Below are 21,016 nucleotides of genomic sequence, written 5' to 3' on the forward strand. Positions count from 1 at the left end.
GTGGGGGCCGTTTCGGCTCGTGGGGCCGTTTCGGCTACGGCGCCGGCGGGCGTGGCAGGTCCCAGGCATCGACGAGGTGGTGCCGGCGCCGGTTGGCGAACATCCGCCGGGCTCCGATGCCGAGGTGGTAGGTGCCGGAGGGGTGGAGGAGGAAGAAGCGGTCGGTCTCGTCCACGAGGTGGACCGACCCTTCGTACGTCTCGTAGGCCACGGGGAAGAGGCGCTGTCGCAGGTGCGCCGCGAGTTCCGCCGCTTCCTCGGCGATCTCGGCGTGTCCGCCCTCCGGTTCGGTGACGAGGTGCACCTGATCGGACAGGGGCAGGCGCAGTCCGCCGTACGCGCGGAGGAAGGCCGCGGTCGTCGGGATGGGGACGAGTTCCACGCCCTGATCGCGGAAGTCCCGGACGCGTTCGGCGACGCGCTCGTGGAACGCGTCGCCGGTGTCGCGGCCGGGGAACCAGCCGTGGGCGGTGAGCCATGCCTCGGTGTCGCGGGCGGGCACGCTGGGACAGCCCGCGTCAGGCCACTGGCGTCCCCGCGGTGGCGGGGGCGAGGACGCGCTGTCCCGCGTAGCCGGAGAGTTCGTCGAGGGCGCCGGTGAGGCCGTCGCCCTTCTCCAGGACGGTGCGGGTCTCCGCCGCGAGCCGTACGCCGATGCCCTCGGCGCCCTGCCGGCCGGCGGACACCGTGCAGGTGACGCCGGGGTGCGGGCGCTTGCCCGACGTGCCGGGCAGGAGCTCGACGGCCTTCTCGGCCGCGCCGAGCGGGATCTCGCCCACCGCCTCGCGGACGCTCCCGAGCAGCGTCTCCGCGCTGGCGTCGAGCGAGCCGGGGGCGAGGCGGAACACCTCGTCCAGCCGGACTGGGCCGTGCCCGCGCAGGCCGACGACGCGGAAGCGGACGGCCCGGGTCGCGAGCAGCCCGTGCCGGTGCAGCACGTAGACGAGGACCATGCCCGTCTTGACCAGATCGGCCACCACGTCCTCGTCGGGCAGCCGGCCGAGCCGCCACCGGTGCTCGGCGGCGGCGATCCGGCGCGGGGCGCGCCCCTCGGCGAGGGCGATCAGTCCGTCCTCCACGGAGTCCCCGAGGACCCACCAGCCCCCGGTGTCCGCGGCGAACAGCCGCCCCCGCTCGTCCACGAACAGCGGTGTCTCCGTGTCCGTGGCCCCCAGCGGGAACAGCCGCGCGCCAATCTCCCGGCCGAAGTCGGCCGCGGCGCGCACGGTGTAGCGGGCGCGGACGGGATCGACGACGCACCCGCGCGCCGCCACCTCGGCCCCGGCGCCGGCCGGCCGCACGGTCAGCCCGTGGAACGACCGCAGGGCGCTCTCCGCCGCCGGGAACGGCTCCCAGGAGGCGGTGCCGTCCGGCGAGACGGTACTCACCGCCGTCAGCATGCCGTGCAGGGCGTTGTACCCGGCGTCGCGGTCGGGTGCCCAGCCCGCCGCGGTCAGGGCTTCGCGTCCTCTTCCGCTCATGGGCGGCTGATCCCGACGCCCAGACGGTCGAGGAGGGCGGTGCAGGAGCGGCAGGGCACGGTGGTCTCCCCGTGCTCCGGGTCGCCTTCCTCGCGGATCTTCACCGACATCACCATCGCCCCGGCGAAGTGCGCGACCCCCTCGTCGAGGGTGGTGTGCCCGCCGTCGCTCCGGCCCTCGTCCAGGCCCCAGAACTGGTCGGAGACGAGGGCGGATTCGGCGCAGTAGCCGATGAAGGGTTCGCGGAGCTCCGGAGGGAGGGTGTCGAAGAACTGCCGCACGGCCGGGTGCAGGTCGGGGGTGCCCGGGCCGGACAGGTTGGTCATGCTGAAGATCCGGCCTTGCACGAGCAGGCTGGCGGCGGTGCCGGGGACGGCCTCAGGCATAGAAATCCTCCGCGTCCTGCAAAACATCGCCGACAAGGCGAGTGGCCAGGGCGTCGATGACCCCTTGGCCCATGTAGTAGAACCCCGTGTCGTGGATGTAGAAGAAGCGCTCCTTCTCGTCCATCACCACGATGGCGCCTTCGTCCGTCTCGTAGCCGACGGGAAAGACGGAGACGCCGAGGCCCTCGGCGAGTTCCTGAATATCGGAACCGTCGTACTGGTAAGCCAGCTCCGGATTCAGACACAGGATGAGTTCCGGGTCATTAGGGTAGGGCAGTTCGAGAAGCCCGTAGGAATGCAGAAACGCGCGGACCACCTCGGGAGCCGTCATGGGATATCCCTGGTCACGGAGGTTCGCCTCTCGCCCGGCAATGGCGTCGTCGGCGTCCCGACCGATGTCGCGCTCGGGAAACCATCCGTTTTCACCGAGCCACGCCTCGATCTCAGCCGGGCTCTTTCTCGGCGGCATGCTGCCTCCTTGCGAAGGGGGTCGTCAACTGGGGTCGGTCACTTGAGGGCTCTTACGCCCATGGCGGGTAGGGCGCGTCTGCACGATCGGCAAGCGGGCTTGTGGTCACCATGGTAGAGACTCTCCTCGCCCGGCTTCCTGGCCGGCTGGTCACCTATCTGCTGCGTGTGAATGACAGCGCCATCCAAGGCTTCCCGCACCTGCTCGGGCGTCCGGATCTTCTGTCCGGTGGGGTCGAGCTGATGGAGTCGGTCGGAAATCAGCGCGACTTCGGCGCACCGGCCGTGTCCGGCACCCACGTGATGCTTGCCCTCTGCGTTGATTTCGTCTCGCACTCGGTCGTAAATCGACTTCAGGGCCGGATGGGTATCGGGCTCCGCGATGCCGTCCTTCTTCGAGAAGCTCGAATGAGAAGTGATCACGCCGTTGTGGAGGAGACTGCCCGAGCAGCCGCTCTTCAGCCCGTCCTTTCCCTTGTCCGCCTTCCCCAGCTTGCTGGCCTGATTACCGGCCGCCTGACGGGCTTTGAACAAGTCCTGGGTCTCGTCACCCAAAGCTCGCGCCTCCCGCCGCAGCGTGTGATGCTGCTGGTCCTCGCTCAGGTGGTCGACCCGCAGCGCCGGACGGCGGTAGTGCTTCATGCCGCCGGCCGTGCGTCCGTGCCAGCCGGGCTGGGGGTCCATTGGGCGCCCCTGCCCATTTCCGCCCGGCGGGCCGCCACCGGTGCCGCCGCTCCCGTCGTGTCCGCCGTTCCCGCCGCCGTGCGCCGGTTTCTGGTCGGGGTGACGGCCCTTGACGCCGTCCATGTTGTCCTTGACGTGCTTGTCGTGCTTCTTCTGGCCCTTGCCCGCCTCGGAGAGGCCCTCGCCGACGTCGTCGAGGTGCTTCTTGAGCTGACCGTGCGCGTCGCCGAGGGACTTCATCGCCTTCTCGGTGACCTCTTCGATCGCCTTGGCCAGCGAGCCGCGGCCGCGGGTGCGCCCGAAGTGGTGGCGGGAGGTGTGGAGGCGCTGCCCGCCCTTTTCGTGGAGGTGCTTGGAGTGGTCGTGCACCTTGCCGGTGAAGGTGTTGTGCTCGTGCTCGTCGAAGACGAGGTCTCCGCTGCCGCCACCGCCCCCGCCGGCACTGGCGAGGACGAGACCACCGCCCCCTCCCGCACCGCCCGCGCCACCGGCGCTGGCAATCTTCAAGTTGTCCTTGCCGGCCTGGAGCGTCTGCTTCAGGTTGACGCCGTCCTGCACGCCCAGCCCGTCGGAGACGACCTGGACGACCAGGTCCTGCGTCATCGAGTCCAGCGCGGCGAAGACCGGTCCCGTCACCACGGACATCACTTCCTGGACGGCGGCCTCGGCCGCCCCCTTCAGGATGCGTTTGACGACCGTGCGGGTGATCCCGACCCCGGCCAGCGCGCCGAGCTCCGACAGCCCCAGCGTGAGGGGCGCGGCGGCCTGCGCCGTCGCCACCTCGGCGGCCAGGATGCCCAGTTGGACGATGGCCGCACCCTTGGCGCCCGCCACGACGACCGCCGCCGCGTCCAGCCCGCCGGCCAGCAGCCGGCCGGCCTCGGCGAGGTTGTGCAGGTGCTTGCCGTTGAGCTTGCGGACGTGTGCCTCGATGGCCTCCGTCATCTCGCCGCGGTTGGTGGAGATGAGCCGGTTCAGAGCGACGTTGGAGTCGCCCCGGCCCGTGTCCACGTCGGTCGCGAAGCCGCGCAGCGACTTGGCCATCTCGCGGTAGTCGTCCTCGTCGACGTTCGGCCAGTTGACGCCGATCAGGTCGAGCACGAAGGCCAATTTGTCCGGTAGGACGACTCCCATCCCTGTTCCCCCGTCAAGAACCTGTCAAGCAAACGAACCCTCTGACCTTAGGCAAGAACCTGTTCGCGCTCAATTTCATTGCCCGTGGCGGAGCGCACACCTCCGTCGCGCCGCCCGCGCACGGCAGTTGCCGCAAGCGGCGGTGGTGCGCCTCCGGCGGCCGGTAGCCTGACGGCGGGCCCGGAGGCGTGGGCCCGCGGCGTTCGTCATCCGTGTGGAAAGGAACTCCTCTGATGGCCACCCAGCGTGAGACGGAAGAGCTGTACGCCATGGACATCTCCGGCGTGGAATGGCTCAGCGCTCCCGACACCCCGACCAAGGAGCGGGTCGAGATCGCCTACCTCCCGGGCGGGGCCGTCGCCATGCGCAACTCCGAGGATCCGGACACGGTGCTGCGCTACACGGCGAGCGAGTGGCGAGCGTTCGTCCTGGGGGTGCGGGACGGCGAGTTCGACATCACGTGAGAAGCGCGTGGCCTCTGCCGTCTCCCGGGGAGACGGCAGAGGCCACGGTGCGTTCTGCGCCTTGCCGACCTGTCAGGAACCGCTCCGCGTCGGCGGCTGCTGCGGCGGGTACGGCGGTTCCACCGGCATCGTGCCCCCGTAAGGACCGCCACCGTACGACCCGGCGGCCGCAGCCGCCTGCTGCCGCTGCTGCTTCGCCTTGGCCTTACGCCGCCCCCGCCGCACCATCAGCGCCACCAGCACCGCCCCTGGCACGGCAAGGGCGATGGCCCCGCCGATGAACCAGGGCAGGTTGTCGTCCTTGTCCTTGGACTTGCTCTTCTTGCCTGTCGCGAGAGCCGGTTCGTGGGTCACGGGAGCACTCGGGCTCGCGCCCTTCGCTGACGACTTCCCGTCCTTCTCGGCGGCCTCGACCAGCGGGTTGACGTCGGGCGGGCCGGGGTTGCCCTTGTTCTCCAGCACGTTCTCGCGCGGGCGGATCAGGCCGTAGCCGACGTATTCGCTGGGCACCTTGCCGCGCGGCGGCCTGCCGGCGGTGTCCAGAAGGACCCGCAGGACTTGGTTTCCGGTCCACTTCGGGTGCAGGGACCAGACGAGAGCGGCACTTGCGGAAGCTATGGCGGTGGCCTGGCTGGTACCACGGCTCTCACAGTAGCCCCCTGCTCGATCACAAGGGATAGGCATCTTCTCCCCTGGCGCTCCAAGGGCGACTTGCGGACCGTGCGTCGAAAATTTCGTCGCGGTCAGCTTGCCATCCACAGCGCTGATAGCCGCGACACCGGGGATGGCCGCCGGATACTCGACCGCGTTGCCTTTGTCACCGCCGTTGCCTGATCCGGCGATGAGCAGCTTGCCCTTCTTGATCGCATACGCCACAGCGGCTTGCATCTCACGGTCCTGCTTTTCGCTGAGCAGAGCCCGCTTCATCCCCAGGGACATACTGATGATCTGCGCCTCGCTGTCCGCGGCGTACCGAAGCGCCTTGGCAAGAACGCTATTGTCCATCGTGTCGTCGCCCAGCTTCACCGAGAGGATGCGGGCATCCGGCGCCAGTCCCTGCACGCCTTGCCCACTGCCTGCCCTGCCCGCAATGAGAGTGGCCATGGCAGTACCGTGATGTTCGCTGTCCCCGCTCTCGGTGTCGGACGAAGAGGCGAAACTCCGCCCAACATGGACCCTGCCTTCGAGTTCCGGCTGCGAAGACCGAACGCCACTGTCAAGTACCGCGACTGTGATGCCCTTGCCGGTGGACACCCGCCACATGCGTTCAGCCTGCATGGTTTTCAAGTACCACTGGCGTTCACGCATGGTGTCGGCACCAGCAGGCGCGGCACTGAGAGGGAGCAGAAAACCGACGGCTGACGCGAGTACCAGTGCCCGGCACCAAGCACCACTGTTTTTCGTCTTGTTCACGTGTTCTCTGCTCACCATCTGTCTTCCAACAGGGCCCTACTGGACGACCGGCGGGACATTGTCAGGCCCACCGGAGGTCCACGTTTCTTCGTCCTCGGTCAGGTAGCCCGGCCCCTCGGGCCGCTTGCGCTCCTTCTTCGTGTCCTTCGTCCCGCCGGTGCCTCCCCGGAGAAGTCCGCTACCGCCGGGGGTGAATTCACGCCGGGCTCCCTGCGAACCCGACGGGGCGCTGACCACACCGCCAGGGTGCGAAGCCAATCGCCGTGCAGTTCCGGCGTACCCCGGACGGGCCCCGGCCCCCGGAACACCTGGCGCGCCCATCATCCCACGGCCCATCTGCTGGGATTCGCCACCGATGACCGTTCCGCGTTGAACCCCGCGGCCGGCTCCCGGCCCAGGGGAGCTCGTAGCGGGAGTCCCACCGATAATGCCTGTGTCGACTCGCGGCACAGAGGGGACCTTCCCGCCTCCAGGCACTCCAATGCGCCCGGGGTCGAGAGTGATTCTGCCGGACCTGCCCGTTGATGTGGTCGGCGGAGTTCCCGGCCCACCGGGGAAGCTGGGACCGCTCTTACCGGGCTGCGGAAAACCCGGGACCACAGGCGGCATCGTCGGCACCGGCGGCACGGACGGCGTGGGGCCCGTCGGAGCAGGCGTCCCGGTGGGCGGCATCGTCGGCACCGGCGGCACGGACGGCGTGGGGCCCGTCGGAGCAGGCGTCCCGGTGGGCGGCATCGTCGGCACCGGCGGCACGGACGGCGTGGGGCCCGTCGGAGCAGGCGTCCCGGTGGGCGGCATCGTCGGCACCGGCGCCGGAGGAGCTGCCGGACCGCTGTCGATACGGGTACCGGTGCTTCCATGACCAGTTCCGGGGGTGTCCTGGCCACCGGACGGAATGTGCACGGGACCAGTGCCGGAATCGCCTTGACTCGCCGGCGGCACATGAGCTCCGGGCGTATCAGGCATTCCGGCACCAGGTGTATGCGGCACCTGACCAACGCCTTCACCGCTTCGGCCACTACCACCAGCGCCGACTACGGACTGAGCGCCGCCCCCACCAGCGGAAGATCCCTTACTTGAGGTGCCGTACGCCGTGTCCGACTCCCCGAACCAGGGCGCACTGGGCCCGCTGGGCATCGGCCGGAACTCCGGAATTTCAAGTCCCTTGAGCCTGGACTTGGCCGTGGCGCATTGCGAAGCCGCCGCTGCGACCTCATCTATGACATCGGCGCGTTTCGTCTTCACTGCCTCAAGACGAGCTTTTTCCTTGTCCGCGTCCGCGTAGCACTGGGCAACGTCGCCAGGCGGGGTATTCCGAATCCGGTCCACTGCGATCTTGATCTTGGCGCCGGCATCGACCATCTCGCTACCCGTCGTCGCGGCGACATGGGCCAGCTTGATGATCTGCTTGGCGAAGGCATCACCCCACTCGCGGAAGGCGTCGCCTCCCTCGCCCTTCCACTCCGTCCGGCCGACGTGCCTCTTCAGCTCGTCGCCGATGCTTTCAATCTCCTTCTTGGCATTCTCCAGCGCATGGCCTTTGGCGCTCAGTTCCTCGCCCTTGGCCTGGATGAAGGAGTAGTAGATGGCCTCGTAGGACATCGACTCCACGCTCGTGCCACCGTCACCCATGATCTTCCTCCCCCCGCATCACGACGTGGCCTGGTCGGAGGATTCCTCTCCCCCGCCCTGTCCGGAGTGGTCTCCGGATTCGTGCCGCTTCCTCTGTTCGTCCTGCTGCTTCAGCTTCTGCTGCTGTTCCCAGTTGGCGATGGACCGCTTCTGGATTTCGGCAAGCCGTTGTGCGTGTTCGCGGTCGACGTTCTTGTAGTCACGGTCGGCCATGCCGACGGCGAGGCTCATGGCCTCCAGTTGGTCACCCAGCATCTGGGACAGGAGTTCCAGCCGCCGGTGGACCCTGTCGTACTCCTTCGACAGAGCCGTGGCCTCTTCGAAGCTGCCGAACGCCTCCTTGCCGACCTTCTGGTCGGCGATGTGCTTGTGCGAGGCGGCGGACTTGTCCAGTTTGCCGAGGAGGCGGTCCACACGCTTCTTCAGGCCCTGGAGGTTGTCCTCATCCCCCACATCCAGATCCGACGGACTGCCACCGCCCCCGCCGTGCTGTGCCGGATCCCCGGATCCCATGAGTCAGCCCCCTGTTGGTGAATGCGCTTGCGCGGTGAATCTGTGAAAACGCCCGTGGGCGCGGGGTGCGGAGAGCCGCATCCGCGCCCACGGACGGAGAACGAGTGCGAGGTCGCCTCAGTGGCCGAAGCGGGCCGCCTGGCGCTTGTCGTTGGACTGGTAGCCGTGGGTGGCTTCCATCAGGAGGCTGGAGATCTTCAGCAGGGTCTGGTGCATGTCGTCCACGTTGGACTTCCAGCCCTTGTGGCGGGCGTGGAAGGCTGCGCGGGTCTCACCGTCCCACTGGGCGACCTGCGCCTCGACGCGGGCGTCGAGGGAGTCCAGCTCGCTCTTGATGTTGTTGGCCGACGACTTGACCGTGTTCGATGCCTCGACGACGGTGGCGTACTTGATTTCCATGAGTACTGTCTCTCCTGACGCGATGCGGAAGCGGGAAGCGGCGGTCAGCCGTGGAAGCGGCCCAGGATGCCGGAAGCGCCGCCGTCGCCCATGCCGGTGGTGCCGCCCTCGCCCACGCCCTTGAAGCTGTTGAGGCGGTCCTGCTCCTCCTGGTCGAAGCCCTGACGGCTCGACGCCATCGCGTCCTTGGTGAAGGCCAGCAGCTCCTTCAGCCGACGCGTGTCCTCGTTCACGCGCTCCTGGAGGCCGTGGTACGCGGTCGCCGCCTCGCCCTTCCAGCCGCCCTGCACGGTGGCGACGACGCCCTTGAGGCTGTTGATCTTGGCTTCGAGCGTGTCGTGCATCGTGCCCAGGTCCTTGACCAGCTGGTCGAGGTTTCCTACTTCAAGCCGAAGGTCGGCCATCGTTACACCTGCCCCCCATGAATCGGATGTTCTGCGGGAGCCGTTCGCGCGGCTCCCCCTTTGCATCGGACCGAAGTTGTCGGCTGCCACTCTAGCCACTCACACGAGGGCGTCCAACCGGTATGCGTTTGACGTGAGTTCGCGCACGTATGGCACGCGAGTGAGGCGGCCATTGGTCCAGACATCAACCTTGTCGCTCAGCCGCGTCGCCGGCGATCCCGTAGCGCCACCGCCGTTCCCGCGACGGCCGCGATGAGGACACCCGCCGTTATCAGCGCGTACGTGGCGAGGCGTTCGTCCCGTTCGCGCGGGGTCTCGCCGATGGTGAGCGGGGCCGCTTTCGGTACGGCCCGGCCGGCGGAGACGGCGCGGTCCTGGACCGGGACGTCGATGGGGTGGTCGTCTTCCGTCAGCGCGCGCACCGGATCGGCGACGCCCCAGCCGACGAAGTCGTCGCGGCCCTTGACGGCCCTTTCCGCGGTCTGCTCGATCTGGGCCACGACCTGATGCTGTTTCCAGTTCGGGTGTTTCGCGCGGAGGAGTGCCGCGATTCCCGCTACATAGGGTGCCGAGAAACTCGTTCCGCTGTCCACGCATTGGCCGCCCTTCGGCACCGTGGAGACCATTTCCACGCCGGGGGCGGCCACTCCGACGAAATCGCCGGACTGGGAAAAGGAAGCGCGTTCGTTGTTGCGGTCGGAGGCGGCCACGGCCAGTACGCCCGGATAGGCCGCGGGATACGTCTTCTTCACCTTTCCCTGGAGACCGTCGTTGCCCGCCGAGGCGACCACGACGATGTCCTCGTTCAGGGCCTCCCGCACGGCCTGCGCGAGGTCCGAGTCGGCGTGCAGCGGTTTCGCGGTGTCCTGCGAGATGTTGATGACGCGGGCGTGCCGGCGGATCGCGTGCCGGATGGCGGTGGCGAGCGTCCGCTCGGTGCCGGTGCCCTTCTCGTCGTTCTGCCGGATGGGGATGACCGTCGCCTCGGGCGCGAGTCCGACGAAGCCCGTGCCCTCGCGCGGGCGGGCCGCGATGATGCCCGCGACCTTCGTACCGTGTCCGACCAGGTCGGTGGTGCCGTCGGTGCGGGCGCCCTTCACCGGCGGGGCGTTCTTGTCCTTGGGCAGCAGGTCCAGCCCGGCGGACCGGTCGACGGCCGGGGTCAGCTGGGGGTTGTCGATGTCGACGCCGGTGTCGATGACGGCCACCCGGACGCCCTTGCCCTTGGTGTCCTGCCACAGCCGGTCGAAGACGACCCGTTGCAGGGCCCACGGCATGCCCGATATCTGCTGCTTCATCGGGAAGGTGCACTCGCCGCTGCCGTTCAGCACGAGCGGACCCGACCCGGCCGCCGCCGGGTCCGCGCCCGCCGTCAGGACCGTGACCCCGGCCATGGCGGCCACCGCCACCGTTCTCCGTACCGTCATCGAACGGTTCCCCCTCACGAGCTCTGCGGCTGCCCGGCGCTGTTGACGTCCAGCCGCGGCCCCTTGGGCAGGAAGGCGGACCAGTTGTCCGGCACGGGCACCGGCTTGACGTCCTTGTACCCGAGCCGGATCTGCGCCTCGTAGGCCAGCTTCGCCCGGTCCTCCGGCGTCTTCGGCCGGTCGTCGTCGCCGATGCCCGCGCGGCCCGCGCTGCTGTCGTTGTTCGTCTGCACGGCGTACCGCAGCCCGGTGTCCGTCACCAGGAACAGCGAACCGACGCTCGTCGACGAGCCGTTGACCTGGCGGTAGAGCAGGCCGCTGCCCGGGGTGACGTAGGCGCTGGTGGCGCCGTCCACGATCTCGACGGGGTAGTTGGGACCGGCCCAGGTGGTCAGCTTGGGCACGCCCTTGCCGTCCACGCCGTGCATCACGTTGCAGACCGTGCGGACACCCGTGCCCGCGTCGTTGACCTGGGTGGGGACGAGCCCCGGCCAGCCGTACTGGCCGTAGAACCAGTCGGGGGACGAGGTGAAGGACTGCGGACCGACCTCCTCCGCCCGCGCGTTCTGGTGCAGCACCACCGCGTCGGGGCTGGTGAGCAGCAGCCGGGCGACGAGGTCGGAGACGGGCGCCACCTGGCCCGGGAGCACCACGTAGTACTGCATGCCCTTGCCGGCCACGGCGCGGATGACGGTGCCGACCCGGTTCAGGCGCGGGTCCAGGCTGCTCACGCCCGCCGGTGCGCCGATGCGCCCGGGGAGGCGGGGGAAGGTGATGGGCGTGCCCTCGTGCAGGGTGGCCAGCCACTCCTTGTCGACCTTCTGCGGCCGGGCGCCCTCGCTGAACAGGGAGCGGCGCAGCACCTGGTCACGGGGGGACGGGTGGTCGCCGTCCGGGAGGCCGACGAGGTGCTTGGTGCCGCCCGGGTCGACGAGGTAGCGGTCACCGGTGGGCCCCTCGACGTACAGGGCCTGGCCGTCGCGCAGCCGCCGGGGCCCGCCGACCTTCGCCGCGTCGCGGTCGGCGAGGAGGAAGACGGCCTTCTGCACCGTCTTGCCCTCGCCGCCGGGCTGTTCGCAGACGGCCCAGCTCTTGTCCTTGCCGGCGTCCGCGGGCGTGGGCAGCCGGTCGGGGGCGTACGGGATGCCGAGCGTGGGGCCGCGCTGGATCTTCCCGTTGTCGAGTTCGCCCTCGTCGACCTTTATCACCGAGGACTTCTCGGGCTTGAGGAGCAGTTTCGCGGAGGAGTAGTTGAGCACCGGGTGCAGCCGCTTGGTGCCCTTGGTCTTGAGGACGACGTACCGGGTGGTCGACTTGCTGCCCACGATGACGTGCGCCCCCGGCTCGGACCAGCCGGCCGGTGCCTTCGGTTTGAAGATGCCCCAGGCGCCGAAGCCCGCCAGGACGAGCGCCCCGACGACGATCCCGGGCAGTACGGCGCGCACCGGGCGCGGCGCCGCCTCGTCCGTCCCCGCCGCCGAGGGCTGCAGGAACGCGGCGACCATGCGCTTGCGCGCGAAGGTGTAGGCGTTGAGCTCGTCCCGCCGTGTTGCCATGTGCCGAAGTACTCCCCCCGTCGCCGGGTTCCGTTCGCCTGGTTCCGTCCGGGGCCTGTCGCCGGGCCGGCCGTCGGAACCGGCCGGACCCGCTGGTCGGACCTGCCCTCGGTCCGCGTTGTCAGACCGGCCCCCTACTATGCCTGTTGACGATCCGGTTCCGCCGTCCGGGTGCGGTCGTCGCGCGGGCGCGGGTCCGTGGCGGGGGTTCCGCGTCCGGGTGCCGGTGCGGTTACGGACGGTCCGACGAGTGTGAGGGGGGTGCGCGGGTATGGCGTCCGCGGCGCGATCGGCGCAGGCCACGGTGGTGCGCCGGCGGTCCGGTCCTGGCCGGCTCGGCCCGGTGCGGCTGCAGCAGCTGGTGCTGCTGGAGGTGGCGGCGGCGCTGGTGCTCGTGGGGTACGCCGTCGACCCGCTGCTGACCGCGCCCGCCGGCGGAGCGGCCGTCGTCCTCGCGGCGCTGGCGCTCGCGCGGCGGCGGCAGCGTCCGGTGCCGGAGTGGCTGGGCGCGGTCCTCGCGCTGCGCCGCCGTACGCGCGGTGCCGCCGGCGCGCCGACCTCCCCCGACGTCGCGCCCGCCCTGGCCCCGCTCGTCGAGTGCGAACCGGCGCTGCGCGTGGAGTCGTTCACGGACCGGGAGGGCCGGAACATAGGCGTGGTGGGCGACGGGACGTTCGTGACCGCCGTCCTCCGGGTGGAGGCGGTGGACGAACCGCTGCGCCCGCGGCGGGTGGAGAAGGCGCTGCCGCTGGAGCTGCTGCGGGACGCGCTGGACACGGCGGACGTCCGGCTGGAGTCGGTGCAGGTGGTGCAGAGCGCGCTGCCCTCGCCCGCCCCGCACCTGTCCGCCCAGGCGCTGGCGGCGCGCAACTACGCGCCCCTGCAGGCGCTGACGGGCGCCCCCGCGGCCCGGATGACCTGGGTGGCGCTCAAGCTCGACCCCGAGCTGTGCCCGGAGGCCGTCGCGGCCCGGGGCGGTGGGGTGCGCGGCGCCCGGCGGTGTGTGCTGCGCGCGGCGGACCAACTGACGAGCCGGCTACGGAGTGCTGGGTTCCGGGCGGCCCTGCTCTCGGAGGACGAGCTGGAGTCGGCCCTGTCGACCGCCGCGAACGTCAACCCGGCCGCCACGGCGCAGGCGAGCCGTTCCGGCGCGGGCGCCCGGCGGACCGCCGAGACGTCCCGGACGTGGCGCTGCGACGACCGCTGGCACACCGCCTACTGGGTCGGCCGCTGGCCGCAGTTGGGCTCCGGGGCCGCGTCCCTGCCCCAGCTGGCGGCGCTGTTGACGTCGCTCCCCGCGCTCTCGACGACGCTGAGCCTGACGCTCGGCCGCGGCCGCGCCCAGGGCGGCGGCCATGTGCCGACGGTGACCGGGCACGTGCGGGTGTGCGGCCGCAGCGCCGACGAACTGGGCGAGGTCCGGCGCGAGCTGGAGCGGACGGCACGCGGGGTGAAGGTCGGGCTCGTCCGGCTGGACCACGAGCAGGTCCCGGGCGTCCTCGCGACGCTGCCGCTGGGAGGGGTGCGCTGATGGGCCTGTTGTCGAGGACTTCACGGGCACGGCAGGAACCGGCGGCGCCACCGGCGGGCCGCCGTACCGCGCCCGGCTTCGGGCTCCTGGGCCCCCGACGCGAGCAACACGAGCTCGATCCCGACCGGTTCGCGGAGCTCGGCCTGCCCGTCGGCGACGACGGCGTGGTCGTCGGGACGGACGCCCAGGGTGCCCCGGCCGTGCTCGGGCTGGTCCGGCCGGCCGCTTTCGACGTGGTCCTGGTCGGCGGCGCGTGGACGGCTCAGGTCATCGCGCTGCGCGCGGTGGGCACGGGCGCCCGGGTCGCCGTGGAGAGCGGACGCCCGCAGCTGTGGACGGCGCTCGCGCAGGCCGCCAACACCGGCCAGCAGTCCATCACCCTGCACGACGTGGGCCGCGTCCCGCCGCAGGGCCCCTCGGTGCTCAGCCCCGTCCTGATCGTCCGCGACTGCGGCATACGCCCGCCCCTGGGCCGCGTCCGCTCCGCCCCCTGGCAGCCGGTGCTCACCCTGCTCCCCTACCCCGGCCCCACGACCACGCGCCTGATGTCCCAGGCGGACCTCGTCGGCGTCCAGCGGGTCGCCCCCGAGGAGGCCGTCCAGATCGGCCGCACCATGAGCCTGCCTCAGGAGGACGTGGAGGCCCTCTCCACCCTCCCCGACGGCGTCACCCTGTGGTGCACCCGCACGTCCCGGACGTACGTCACCACCGCGCCGACGGATCCGGAGGCGGGGTTGCTGGGGGCGGCGCGGCGGTTGGAGTAGCGGGTTCGGTGAGTACGCGCGGCCGGCTGGGCGTCCAGGCAGGACCGGAATGGTCCGGGCCGGTGGCGCGGCCCCGGTCAGGTGACGGGCATCGCCGTCACTTGTCCGTCCCGCAGCAGGAAGACGCGGTTGCCCGCTCCGGCCGTCAGCCACTCGCCGTAGCCGTTCGACCAGGTCCACACGGGCGCACCGGTGGCCTTGTCCAGGGCGATCATGCCTTTGTCCTGTGCGTCCGAGACCCAGACCATGCCCCCCTGGACGGTCACGGAGGCGGTGTACGCCAGGCCTGCCAGTGAGCGGGTCCAGTCCGCCTTGCCGTCATGGCGGTTCCGCCGGCTGATGCGGTCTCCGTCCACGGCGTACAGCGCGTCCCCGTCGAGGACTGGTGTGCTCCAGCCTCCCACGTATCCGTAGGACTTTTCCTTGGCCGGTATCGACCAGATCTCCCCGCCGTCGGCCGCTCTCCTGGCCGTCAGGCTGTTGCCGCCCAAATACACGGTGCCGCCCGCGAAAACAGGAGGTAGTCCGACTGCCATTCCTTGGTGCGGCAGCCGCCACACCGTACGACCGGTTCCGGCGTCGAGCGCGGCAGCGTTCCCGGCCTCCCCGCCGAACAGCACCAACCGCCCGCTGCCGGCCGCCGCCCGCGAGTCACCGCTGTCGTAGTGGTGGGAGATCGGCGTCCGCACGTCCCACAGGAGGGCCCGCTTGGTGAGGTCGAACGCGCACACCCGGTCCTCCGTGGTCTCACCGGTGGTGACGTACACCGTCGACTCGTCGGCCGCCAGAACGCGCATGACGTTTTCGCCCGCGCTCCACCTCGTTCTGCCCGTGCCGGTGTCGACCGCGGCGAGCCGGTCCTCGAAGACCGTGGCCACCAGCCCGTTGGGGAGCGGGGCGCTGTGGGAACGGTGTTCGTTCGGCACGACCCACCGCTCCCGACCGTCGGTCACACGGAGCGCCGTCAGACCTTCCTTTCCCGCGACGAGGAGGAGATCGCGCACCGGCTGCAGCCACCGCCCCAGCGGATGCGCCGTGACCGGCCCCCACAACGGTGTGGGCGGCTCGCCGTCACGGTGATCGGCGGCGTCCAGGCGCTTGGCGTCCCAGGGCCGCGGTTCCGGCGTGGCCTCCTTTTCCGCCGGTCTCCCGCCATCGCCGTCCTTCCCGAGCAGCCACCACGCGCCGCCGCCCGCCGCGGCCAGGGCCAAAGCGCCGCCCCCGGCCAGGCCGACGACGAAACGCCGGCGGCCCGGGCAGCCGGGCGTCTCCGGTACCGGGGGCGCGCAGAGTTTCCGGGCCTCGGCCTCGCGCCGGGCGATGTCGTCGGCCAGCGGACCTCGGCGCCACAGGCGCCGGGCGGACTCGGGCGGCGCGAGGGCGGCGGCGACCTGGGCCGGCGACGGCCGGTGGGCGGGGTCACGGGCGAAGCACGGTGCCACGACCGGGCGCAGGGCCGGTGGCAGGGCGGAGAGGTCCGGCGCGCCGTGCACGACCTGGTACTGGACGGCCGCCACGTCGGTGCCGCCGTACGCGCGGCGGCCGGTCGCCGCGTAGGCGAGGACCGCACCCAGGGCGAAGACGTCACCGGGTGGCCCGACGCGCAGCCCGAGCACCTGCTCGGGCGGGCCGTAGCCGGGGGTGACCGGGCCGGTTCCGGTGGTGGTGAGGGTGAGACCGTGTTCGGGGCGGGCGATGCCGAAGTCGATGACCCGCGGGCCGGTGGAGGTCAGGACGATATTGGCGGGCTTGAGGTCGCGGTGGACGAGACCGGCGGCGTGGATGTCCTCGAGCGTCCGGGCGAGGACCGCCCCCACAGCGCGTACGGCCGCCTCGTCCAGGGGGCCGCGCCGCTCGACGACCTCGTCCAGCGTAGGGCCGGCCAGGAATTCGCTGGCGATCCACGGCCGTTCGCCCTCCGTCCAGGCCCCGAGCACCCGGGCGACGCCCGGGCTGGTCACCGCTTGCGCGGCCCGTGCCTCGCGGACGAAGCGGTGGGACATGTGCGGATCGTGTGCCAGCTCCGGCAGCAGCACCTTGACGGCGACGGCGTGGCCCCTGTCGTGGCGGCCGAGGTAGACCTTGCCCATGCCGCCTTCCCCGAGGACGCCGAGGATCCGGTGCGGGCCGAGACGGACCGGGTCGCCGGTCGCGAGCGCCTTCATGGCGGGGGAGTCCTTTCACCGGGCCGCGTCGACGGCGCGGGCGGGGCCGGGGCGGCTATTCGACCGGGGCGGGCTACCGCGGCCGGCTATTCGAAGGGGAGAGCACACACGTAGTCACCGGACGTCCAGACGAGGTGGCCTGCCCGCTCGTGGGCGACGGGCGCGCCACCCACGCGCCCGGGGACGTCCATCGACCAGGCGATCCGATGGGTTTGCAGGTCGACGGCCCGGATCTGGTCCCGCGCACCGTCCGTCGCGACGACGTAGAGGTGCGTTCGGCCGAGCACCGGTGCCATGGAGCCCGGCGGCATGCCGGGGAAGGGCGTCTCCCACAGCAGTTCCCCGGTGGCGGCGGACAGGGCGACGACGCCGCGGGTCCCCTCCGCCGCGTAGACCACACCGGCCCTGACCGTCGGCGGGCCGTAGGCGCTGGTCGTCGCGGAAAGGTCGCCCTTGGGGCGGCCCTTGCCGAACGTCCAGGCCGGCTTGCCGTCGTCCAGGCCGACGGCGGTCAGCTCCGTCCCGGCGAAGTAGACGTGCCGGCCATCGGTCGCCGGCTTCCCGGTGTCCATGAAGGAGGTGTCGAGCCGCCGCCCCGGGAGCTCCAGGTCCCACTCCCGACGGCCGTCCGAAAGCCGGTGTGCGACCAGGAGGTTCGTGCGTTGCGGCAGCAGAGGCCGGGCGTAGAGGAGGTGGCCACTGCCGACGTCGGCCACGATCCTGTCCGTCGAGGAGCCGGGGACATGGTTCCCGAGAGGCTGGTTCCAGAGTCGCCCGCCCGTCTTCGTGTCGACGGCGAGAAGCGACCAGGGCTCGTCGTCCCGGTCGCCTCCCTTGCGTGCGGCCAGGTAGACCACTCCGCCGAACACCGCCAGGGGTTCGGCGTGGCCACTGCCCGAGGAAAGGTCGGCGAAGGGGCCGGCGATGTACTCCAGCCCACCGGTGTCCGAGACGTTGTAGACCTTCAAACCCTTCGTATTCCGGCCGTCGGACACGCAGGCGTAGACGCGTTCGGTGTCCGCCGTGAACTCGTACGACTGCTTGACCGACGTGGCCGTCCACCGCTTGAGCCCGGTCTTCGCCTCGAAGGTGACCAGTCCCGCCTGCCCGCGGACCGCCACCAGAGTGCCGACGACGAGGGGCGGACGACTGTCGTCCGCCTTGTCCAGACGAGCCCACCAGGTGGCGCGGCCGGGGATGTTGGCGGGGCGGGCGAAGCGGGCGGGACCGGTGGTTTGGGGACGTTCCCGGCCGTTCCACCAGAGCCAGCCGCCCGTGCCGGCCGCCGCGACGCCGAGGGTCGAGCCGCCGGCGATGCCGAGGAGGCGGCGGCGGGAGAGGGCGGGCGGGAGGCCGGCGGGTGCCGTCGGGGCGTCGGGCGATTGCGGGGGCGGGGGGAGGCGGTGGGGCTGGAGGCGCCAGACGTCGGTGGCCCGCCGGGCGGTCTCGGCGAGGAGGGTGTCGGGGAGGGCGGTGGGGAAGTCGTCCGTGCCGGCGAGCAGTTCGGCCAGTTCGGCCGTGGCGGGGCGGCGGGCGGGGTCCTTGTCGAGGCAGCGGGTCAGTACGGGGATGAGGGCGGGGGGCAGGCCGGACAGGTCGGGGGCCGCGTAGCGGACCCGGTAGAGGAGGTCCGCGGCCTGGCCGCCGCCGAACGGGGCGTGGCCGCTCGCCGCGAAGACGAGGACGCCGGCGAGGGCGAACACGTCGCCCGCGCCGGTGTGCTCGACGCCCGCCGCCTGTTCGGGGGACATGTAGGCGGGGGTGCCGGCCGCGGTGCCGAGTCGGGTCAGCCGCTCGTCGCCGAGCGCCCGCGCCACACCGAAGTCGATGATCTTCGGGCCGGAGGCGGTGACGAGGACGTTGGACGGCTTGAGGTCCCGGTGGACGACGTCCGAGCGGTGCAACTGGGCGAGCGCCCGGCACAGGGCGGCGCCGAGCGCCCGTACGGTCCGCTCGGGGAGCGGGCCGCACAGCTCCACGGCCTCGTCCAGGGGCGGGCCCAGCACGTATTCGGTGGCCAGCCAGGGCTGGGGCGCGAACGGGTCGGCGTCGACGACCCCGGCGCCGTACTCCCCGCCGATCACCCGGGCGGCGTCGGACTCCAGCCGGAACCGGGCCCGGAACGCCTCGTCGGACGCGAACCGCGGGTGCACGGCCTTGAGCGCGACCGTCCGGCCGCCCGTGGAGCGGCCCAGGTAGACCGTGCCCATGCCGCCGCCGCCCAGCCGGGCGACGAGCCGGTAGGGGCCCAGGTGCTGGGGGTCGTCGTGGTGGAGGGGCAGAGGCATCAGGACGGTCCGTGGTGGGGTGGGTGCGGGGAGGGCGCCGGTTCCGCGGCGAGGACGGCGGCGGACTGGCGGACGAGCGCGGCGACCACCCGGGCCGGCAGCCAGCCGGGGGTGAGGAGCGCGCCCGCCCGGCTCGGCCCGCCGTCCAGGACGGTGGCCCCCGGGCCGGCCAGGGTGGGCGGGGGGCCGAAGCCGGCCGGTGCCGGGCCGAAGCCGGGGGCCGCGCCGGGGAGCTCGTCCAGCAGCCTCGGGACGGACGGCCGGTGGGCGGGGTCGCGGACGAGGCAGGCGGAGACGAGGGCGCGCAGGCCCGCGGGGAGTTCGTCGCGCTCGGGGACGGTGTACCCCGTCGCCGCGTAGGCCAGGACCGCGCCCAGGGCGAAGACGTCGCCGGGCGGCTCGGGCCGTGCCCCCGCGAGTTGTTCGGGGGGCACCGTGCCCGGGGCGAGGCCGACGGGTCCGGTGCCGCCCGGCCCCGGCGGGGTCGCGGCGCGCACCGCGCCGTAGCCGGTGAGGCGGGGGCCGTCGGCCGTCAGCAGGACGGCCGCGGGAGCGAGCCCGGCGTGGGCCGCGCCCGTCGCGTGCACCGCGGCCAGGGCCTCGGCGAGGGCGGCGCCGAGCGCGCGGACGGTCCGCTCGGGCAGCGGACCGCCGTGCGCGGCGAGCGCGGCGGGCAGCGGGAGGGCGGGCAGGTACGGGGTGGTGTACCAGGCGGGGGTGGCTTCCGCCGCGTCCGTTCCGACCTCGTCCACGACGGCCGTCCACGGTCCGAACAGCCGCCGGGCGGCCTCGGCCTCGGCCCGGAAGCGGCCCGGGTCGGCGCCTTCGAGAGGCGCGGCGACGAGCACCGTGCGGTCGCCGTCCGAGGACCGTGCGACGAACCGGCGCTCGGCGGCGGGGACGTCACCCGCCGGGGCGTCGAGCCGGCCCAGCACCGCGTACGGGCCGATCCGGCCGGGATCGCCCGGGCGCGACGGTTCCATTCCGGCCACTCCCCCTCGCACGATTACAGATGAACAGAACAGATGAACAGACGAGTACAGGAGCCTACTCATGCGCCGGCCCGGCCCGGACGGCGGCCGAGCGCGAGGGCGGTGACGGGGGTTCCGGTCCCGGTACCGGACCGTGACCCGTGCGGGACGGTGCGGGAGTGTGCGGGCCTGCCGCAGTGCTACGGATGACGATTAGTCTTGATGACCGTACGCATGGAGAACCCGACGCCGGGGGCCCGCAGCGTGACGTATGGGGGAATCGGGCGGTCGTGCGCCGGGAACGGCCCGGAGTCGGCAGGTGATTCCCCGAAGCGCCGGACCACACCAGCAGGAGGCATTGTGAGCAGCGATCGGAACGAGATCCGCGCGGCCGGGACCACAGCCGGCGAGAACCGGTCCGACGCCGACCACGAGCTGGACCAGGATCAGGAGGTCGAGCACACGGGCGAGTTCACCATCGATTACACGCCGCCTGCCTGGTACGTCCAGACCGCGCCGCCCGCGCCGACCACTTCGCCCGCTCCGGCCGCTCCGGCCCCGGTGGTTCCTCCGGCGCCTCCGGCCCCTTCGGCACCGCCCGTCGCGGCGGGCGAGTCCTCCGCGTCGTTCGTCTCCGGGCCGTCCGCTTCCGGGCCGTCCGCTGGTGACGGGCCGGGGGCCGACGAGGCGTCGGATCGCGGTGCGGCCGGTGTGGCGGGTGTGGCGGGCGCAGACGCGCCGGCCTTGGACGCGCCCGAGGTGGCGGGTCCGGCTGTCGGCGATCCGGCTGTCGACGCTCACGCCGTGGACGGGAAGGACGCCGACGGGAGCGCGGACGACGGCGAGGGCGCGCGGCCGGGTGACGGCGCGGGACACGGCCTCGACGGTGCCGGCGAGAGCGCCGCTCCGGAGTCCACGCCGGCCGGGGGGACGACGACGCCCGCGACCGTGCGGTTCTCGGCCGCGACGCTGCGGGACGAGATCGCCGCGCACGCGTCGGAGCCCGGCGCATCCGCGGAGGGGGCGGAGGTCGCGGACGCCGCGGAATCCGCCGAAGCCGCCGAAGCCGCCGAAGCCGCCGAAGCCGCCGAAGCCGCCGAAGCCGCCGAAGCCGCCGAAGCCGCCGAAGCCGCCAAGGTGCCCGAGAAGCCGGATACTTCCGATGAAGCGGATATGAGTGGCACTCTGCGCAGCGAGGGCACCATGCGGTTCTCCTCGGGTTCGCTGCGCAACCGGACGGGGGCCGCGGCGGCCGGGGACGCGCCCGCGGCCGAGGAGGCGGCGGACGCGCCGAGCACGTCGACCGAGTCCTGGACCCCGCCCTCCGTTCCGCAGG

At 72.0% G+C, this 21,016-nt stretch carries 19 protein-coding genes; 5 read left to right on the forward strand and 14 right to left on the reverse strand.

Translation table 11 applies throughout. The annotated features are described in order from the left end of the window. Positions 1 to 34 precede the first annotated feature (34 nt). Genes JNW98_RS23150 through JNW98_RS23170 form a run of 5 tightly spaced genes read right to left on the reverse strand, consistent with a single transcriptional unit; the run spans position 35 to position 4,120 of the window. The gene (locus JNW98_RS23150; RefSeq protein WP_223770199.1) at positions 35 to 502 is read right to left on the reverse strand and encodes an SUKH-3 domain-containing protein; all 468 of its coding nucleotides are present in this window, start codon (positions 500 to 502) and stop codon (positions 35 to 37) included. A gap of 16 nt (positions 503 to 518) precedes the next feature. Beyond that, on the reverse strand, positions 519 to 1,481 hold the full coding sequence (locus JNW98_RS23155; RefSeq protein ID WP_223770200.1) for an SUKH-3 domain-containing protein: 963 nt from the start codon (positions 1,479 to 1,481) through the stop codon (positions 519 to 521). After that, positions 1,478 to 1,867: a YwqJ-related putative deaminase gene (locus JNW98_RS23160; RefSeq protein WP_223770201.1), complete on the reverse strand. Its 390-nt coding sequence runs from the start codon at positions 1,865 to 1,867 to the stop codon at positions 1,478 to 1,480. The genes JNW98_RS23155 and JNW98_RS23160 overlap by 4 nt, the downstream gene beginning before the upstream one ends. Further along, positions 1,860 to 2,336, reverse strand: a complete 477-nt coding sequence (locus JNW98_RS23165) for an SUKH-3 domain-containing protein (RefSeq protein WP_223770202.1) — start codon at positions 2,334 to 2,336, stop codon at positions 1,860 to 1,862. Before JNW98_RS23165 ends, JNW98_RS23160 begins: the two co-directional genes overlap by 8 nt. A gap of 38 nt (positions 2,337 to 2,374) precedes the next feature. Further along, positions 2,375 to 4,120, reverse strand: a complete 1,746-nt coding sequence (locus JNW98_RS23170) for a YwqJ-related putative deaminase (RefSeq protein WP_223770203.1) — start codon at positions 4,118 to 4,120, stop codon at positions 2,375 to 2,377. Positions 4,121 to 4,386: 266 nt separating this feature from the next. Here JNW98_RS23170 and JNW98_RS23175 point away from each other — a divergent pair, with 266 nt between their 5' ends. Further along, positions 4,387 to 4,617, forward strand: coding sequence for a DUF397 domain-containing protein (locus JNW98_RS23175; RefSeq protein ID WP_004947576.1), 231 nt, complete (start codon positions 4,387 to 4,389; stop codon positions 4,615 to 4,617). A 72-nt stretch (positions 4,618 to 4,689) separates the two neighbouring features. Here JNW98_RS23175 and JNW98_RS23180 read toward each other — a convergent pair whose 3' ends face one another. Further along, on the reverse strand, positions 4,690 to 6,030 hold the full coding sequence (locus JNW98_RS23180) for a S8 family serine peptidase (RefSeq protein ID WP_223770204.1): 1,341 nt from the start codon (positions 6,028 to 6,030) through the stop codon (positions 4,690 to 4,692). A 661-nt stretch (positions 6,031 to 6,691) separates the two neighbouring features. Here JNW98_RS23180 and JNW98_RS23185 point away from each other — a divergent pair. Further along, a complete protein-coding gene (locus JNW98_RS23185) occupies positions 6,692 to 6,892 on the forward strand; it encodes a hypothetical protein (protein WP_223770205.1) in 201 nt (66 codons plus the stop codon). 788 nt (positions 6,893 to 7,680) lie between these two features. On the opposite strand, the gene JNW98_RS23190 is transcribed toward JNW98_RS23185, so the two are convergent. The 5 genes from JNW98_RS23190 to eccB form a co-directional block, all read right to left on the reverse strand. Continuing rightward, positions 7,681 to 8,115 (reverse strand): DUF2563 family protein, encoded by a 435-nt coding sequence (locus JNW98_RS23190; protein ID WP_223770206.1) that lies wholly within the window; start codon positions 8,113 to 8,115, stop codon positions 7,681 to 7,683. Between the two features lie 177 nt (positions 8,116 to 8,292). Beyond that, positions 8,293 to 8,574, reverse strand: a complete 282-nt coding sequence (locus JNW98_RS23195) for a WXG100 family type VII secretion target (RefSeq protein WP_223770207.1) — start codon at positions 8,572 to 8,574, stop codon at positions 8,293 to 8,295. Positions 8,575 to 8,618: 44 nt separating this feature from the next. After that, entirely contained in the window at positions 8,619 to 8,978 is a 360-nt protein-coding gene (locus JNW98_RS23200; protein ID WP_223770208.1) for a WXG100 family type VII secretion target, read from the reverse strand. A gap of 197 nt (positions 8,979 to 9,175) precedes the next feature. Continuing rightward, entirely contained in the window at positions 9,176 to 10,405 is a 1,230-nt protein-coding gene (gene mycP, locus JNW98_RS23205) for a type VII secretion-associated serine protease mycosin (RefSeq protein ID WP_223770209.1), read from the reverse strand. 14 nt (positions 10,406 to 10,419) lie between these two features. Continuing rightward, positions 10,420 to 11,961: a type VII secretion protein EccB gene (gene eccB, locus JNW98_RS23210; RefSeq protein WP_223770210.1), complete on the reverse strand. Its 1,542-nt coding sequence runs from the start codon at positions 11,959 to 11,961 to the stop codon at positions 10,420 to 10,422. Positions 11,962 to 12,232: 271 nt separating this feature from the next. On the opposite strand from eccB, the gene eccE reads away from it, so the two are divergent. Continuing rightward, positions 12,233 to 13,492 (forward strand): type VII secretion protein EccE, encoded by a 1,260-nt coding sequence (gene eccE, locus JNW98_RS23215; RefSeq protein WP_223770211.1) that lies wholly within the window; start codon positions 12,233 to 12,235, stop codon positions 13,490 to 13,492. Beyond that, the gene (locus JNW98_RS23220) at positions 13,492 to 14,256 is read left to right on the forward strand and encodes a hypothetical protein (RefSeq protein ID WP_223770212.1); all 765 of its coding nucleotides are present in this window, start codon (positions 13,492 to 13,494) and stop codon (positions 14,254 to 14,256) included. Before eccE ends, JNW98_RS23220 begins: the two co-directional genes overlap by 1 nt. Positions 14,257 to 14,333: 77 nt before the next feature. Here JNW98_RS23220 and JNW98_RS23225 read toward each other — a convergent pair whose 3' ends face one another. From JNW98_RS23225 to JNW98_RS23235, 3 genes are all read right to left on the reverse strand, one after another. Next, positions 14,334 to 16,421 (reverse strand): serine/threonine-protein kinase, encoded by a 2,088-nt coding sequence (locus JNW98_RS23225; protein WP_223770213.1) that lies wholly within the window; start codon positions 16,419 to 16,421, stop codon positions 14,334 to 14,336. Positions 16,422 to 16,507: 86 nt separating this feature from the next. Further along, positions 16,508 to 18,709: a serine/threonine-protein kinase gene (locus JNW98_RS23230; RefSeq protein ID WP_223770214.1), complete on the reverse strand. Its 2,202-nt coding sequence runs from the start codon at positions 18,707 to 18,709 to the stop codon at positions 16,508 to 16,510. After that, positions 18,709 to 19,692 (reverse strand): protein kinase family protein, encoded by a 984-nt coding sequence (locus JNW98_RS23235; protein ID WP_223770215.1) that lies wholly within the window; start codon positions 19,690 to 19,692, stop codon positions 18,709 to 18,711. Before JNW98_RS23235 ends, JNW98_RS23230 begins: the two co-directional genes overlap by 1 nt. 348 nt (positions 19,693 to 20,040) lie before the next feature. On the opposite strand from JNW98_RS23235, the gene JNW98_RS23240 reads away from it, so the two are divergent. Then, a partial coding sequence (locus JNW98_RS23240) for an SCO5717 family growth-regulating ATPase (protein WP_308015654.1) occupies positions 20,041 to 21,016 on the forward strand: 976 nt, incomplete at its 3' end.

The organism is Streptomyces huiliensis (assembly GCF_020037025.1).
Taxonomy (GTDB): Bacteria; Actinomycetota; Actinomycetes; order Streptomycetales; family Streptomycetaceae; genus Streptomyces; species Streptomyces huiliensis.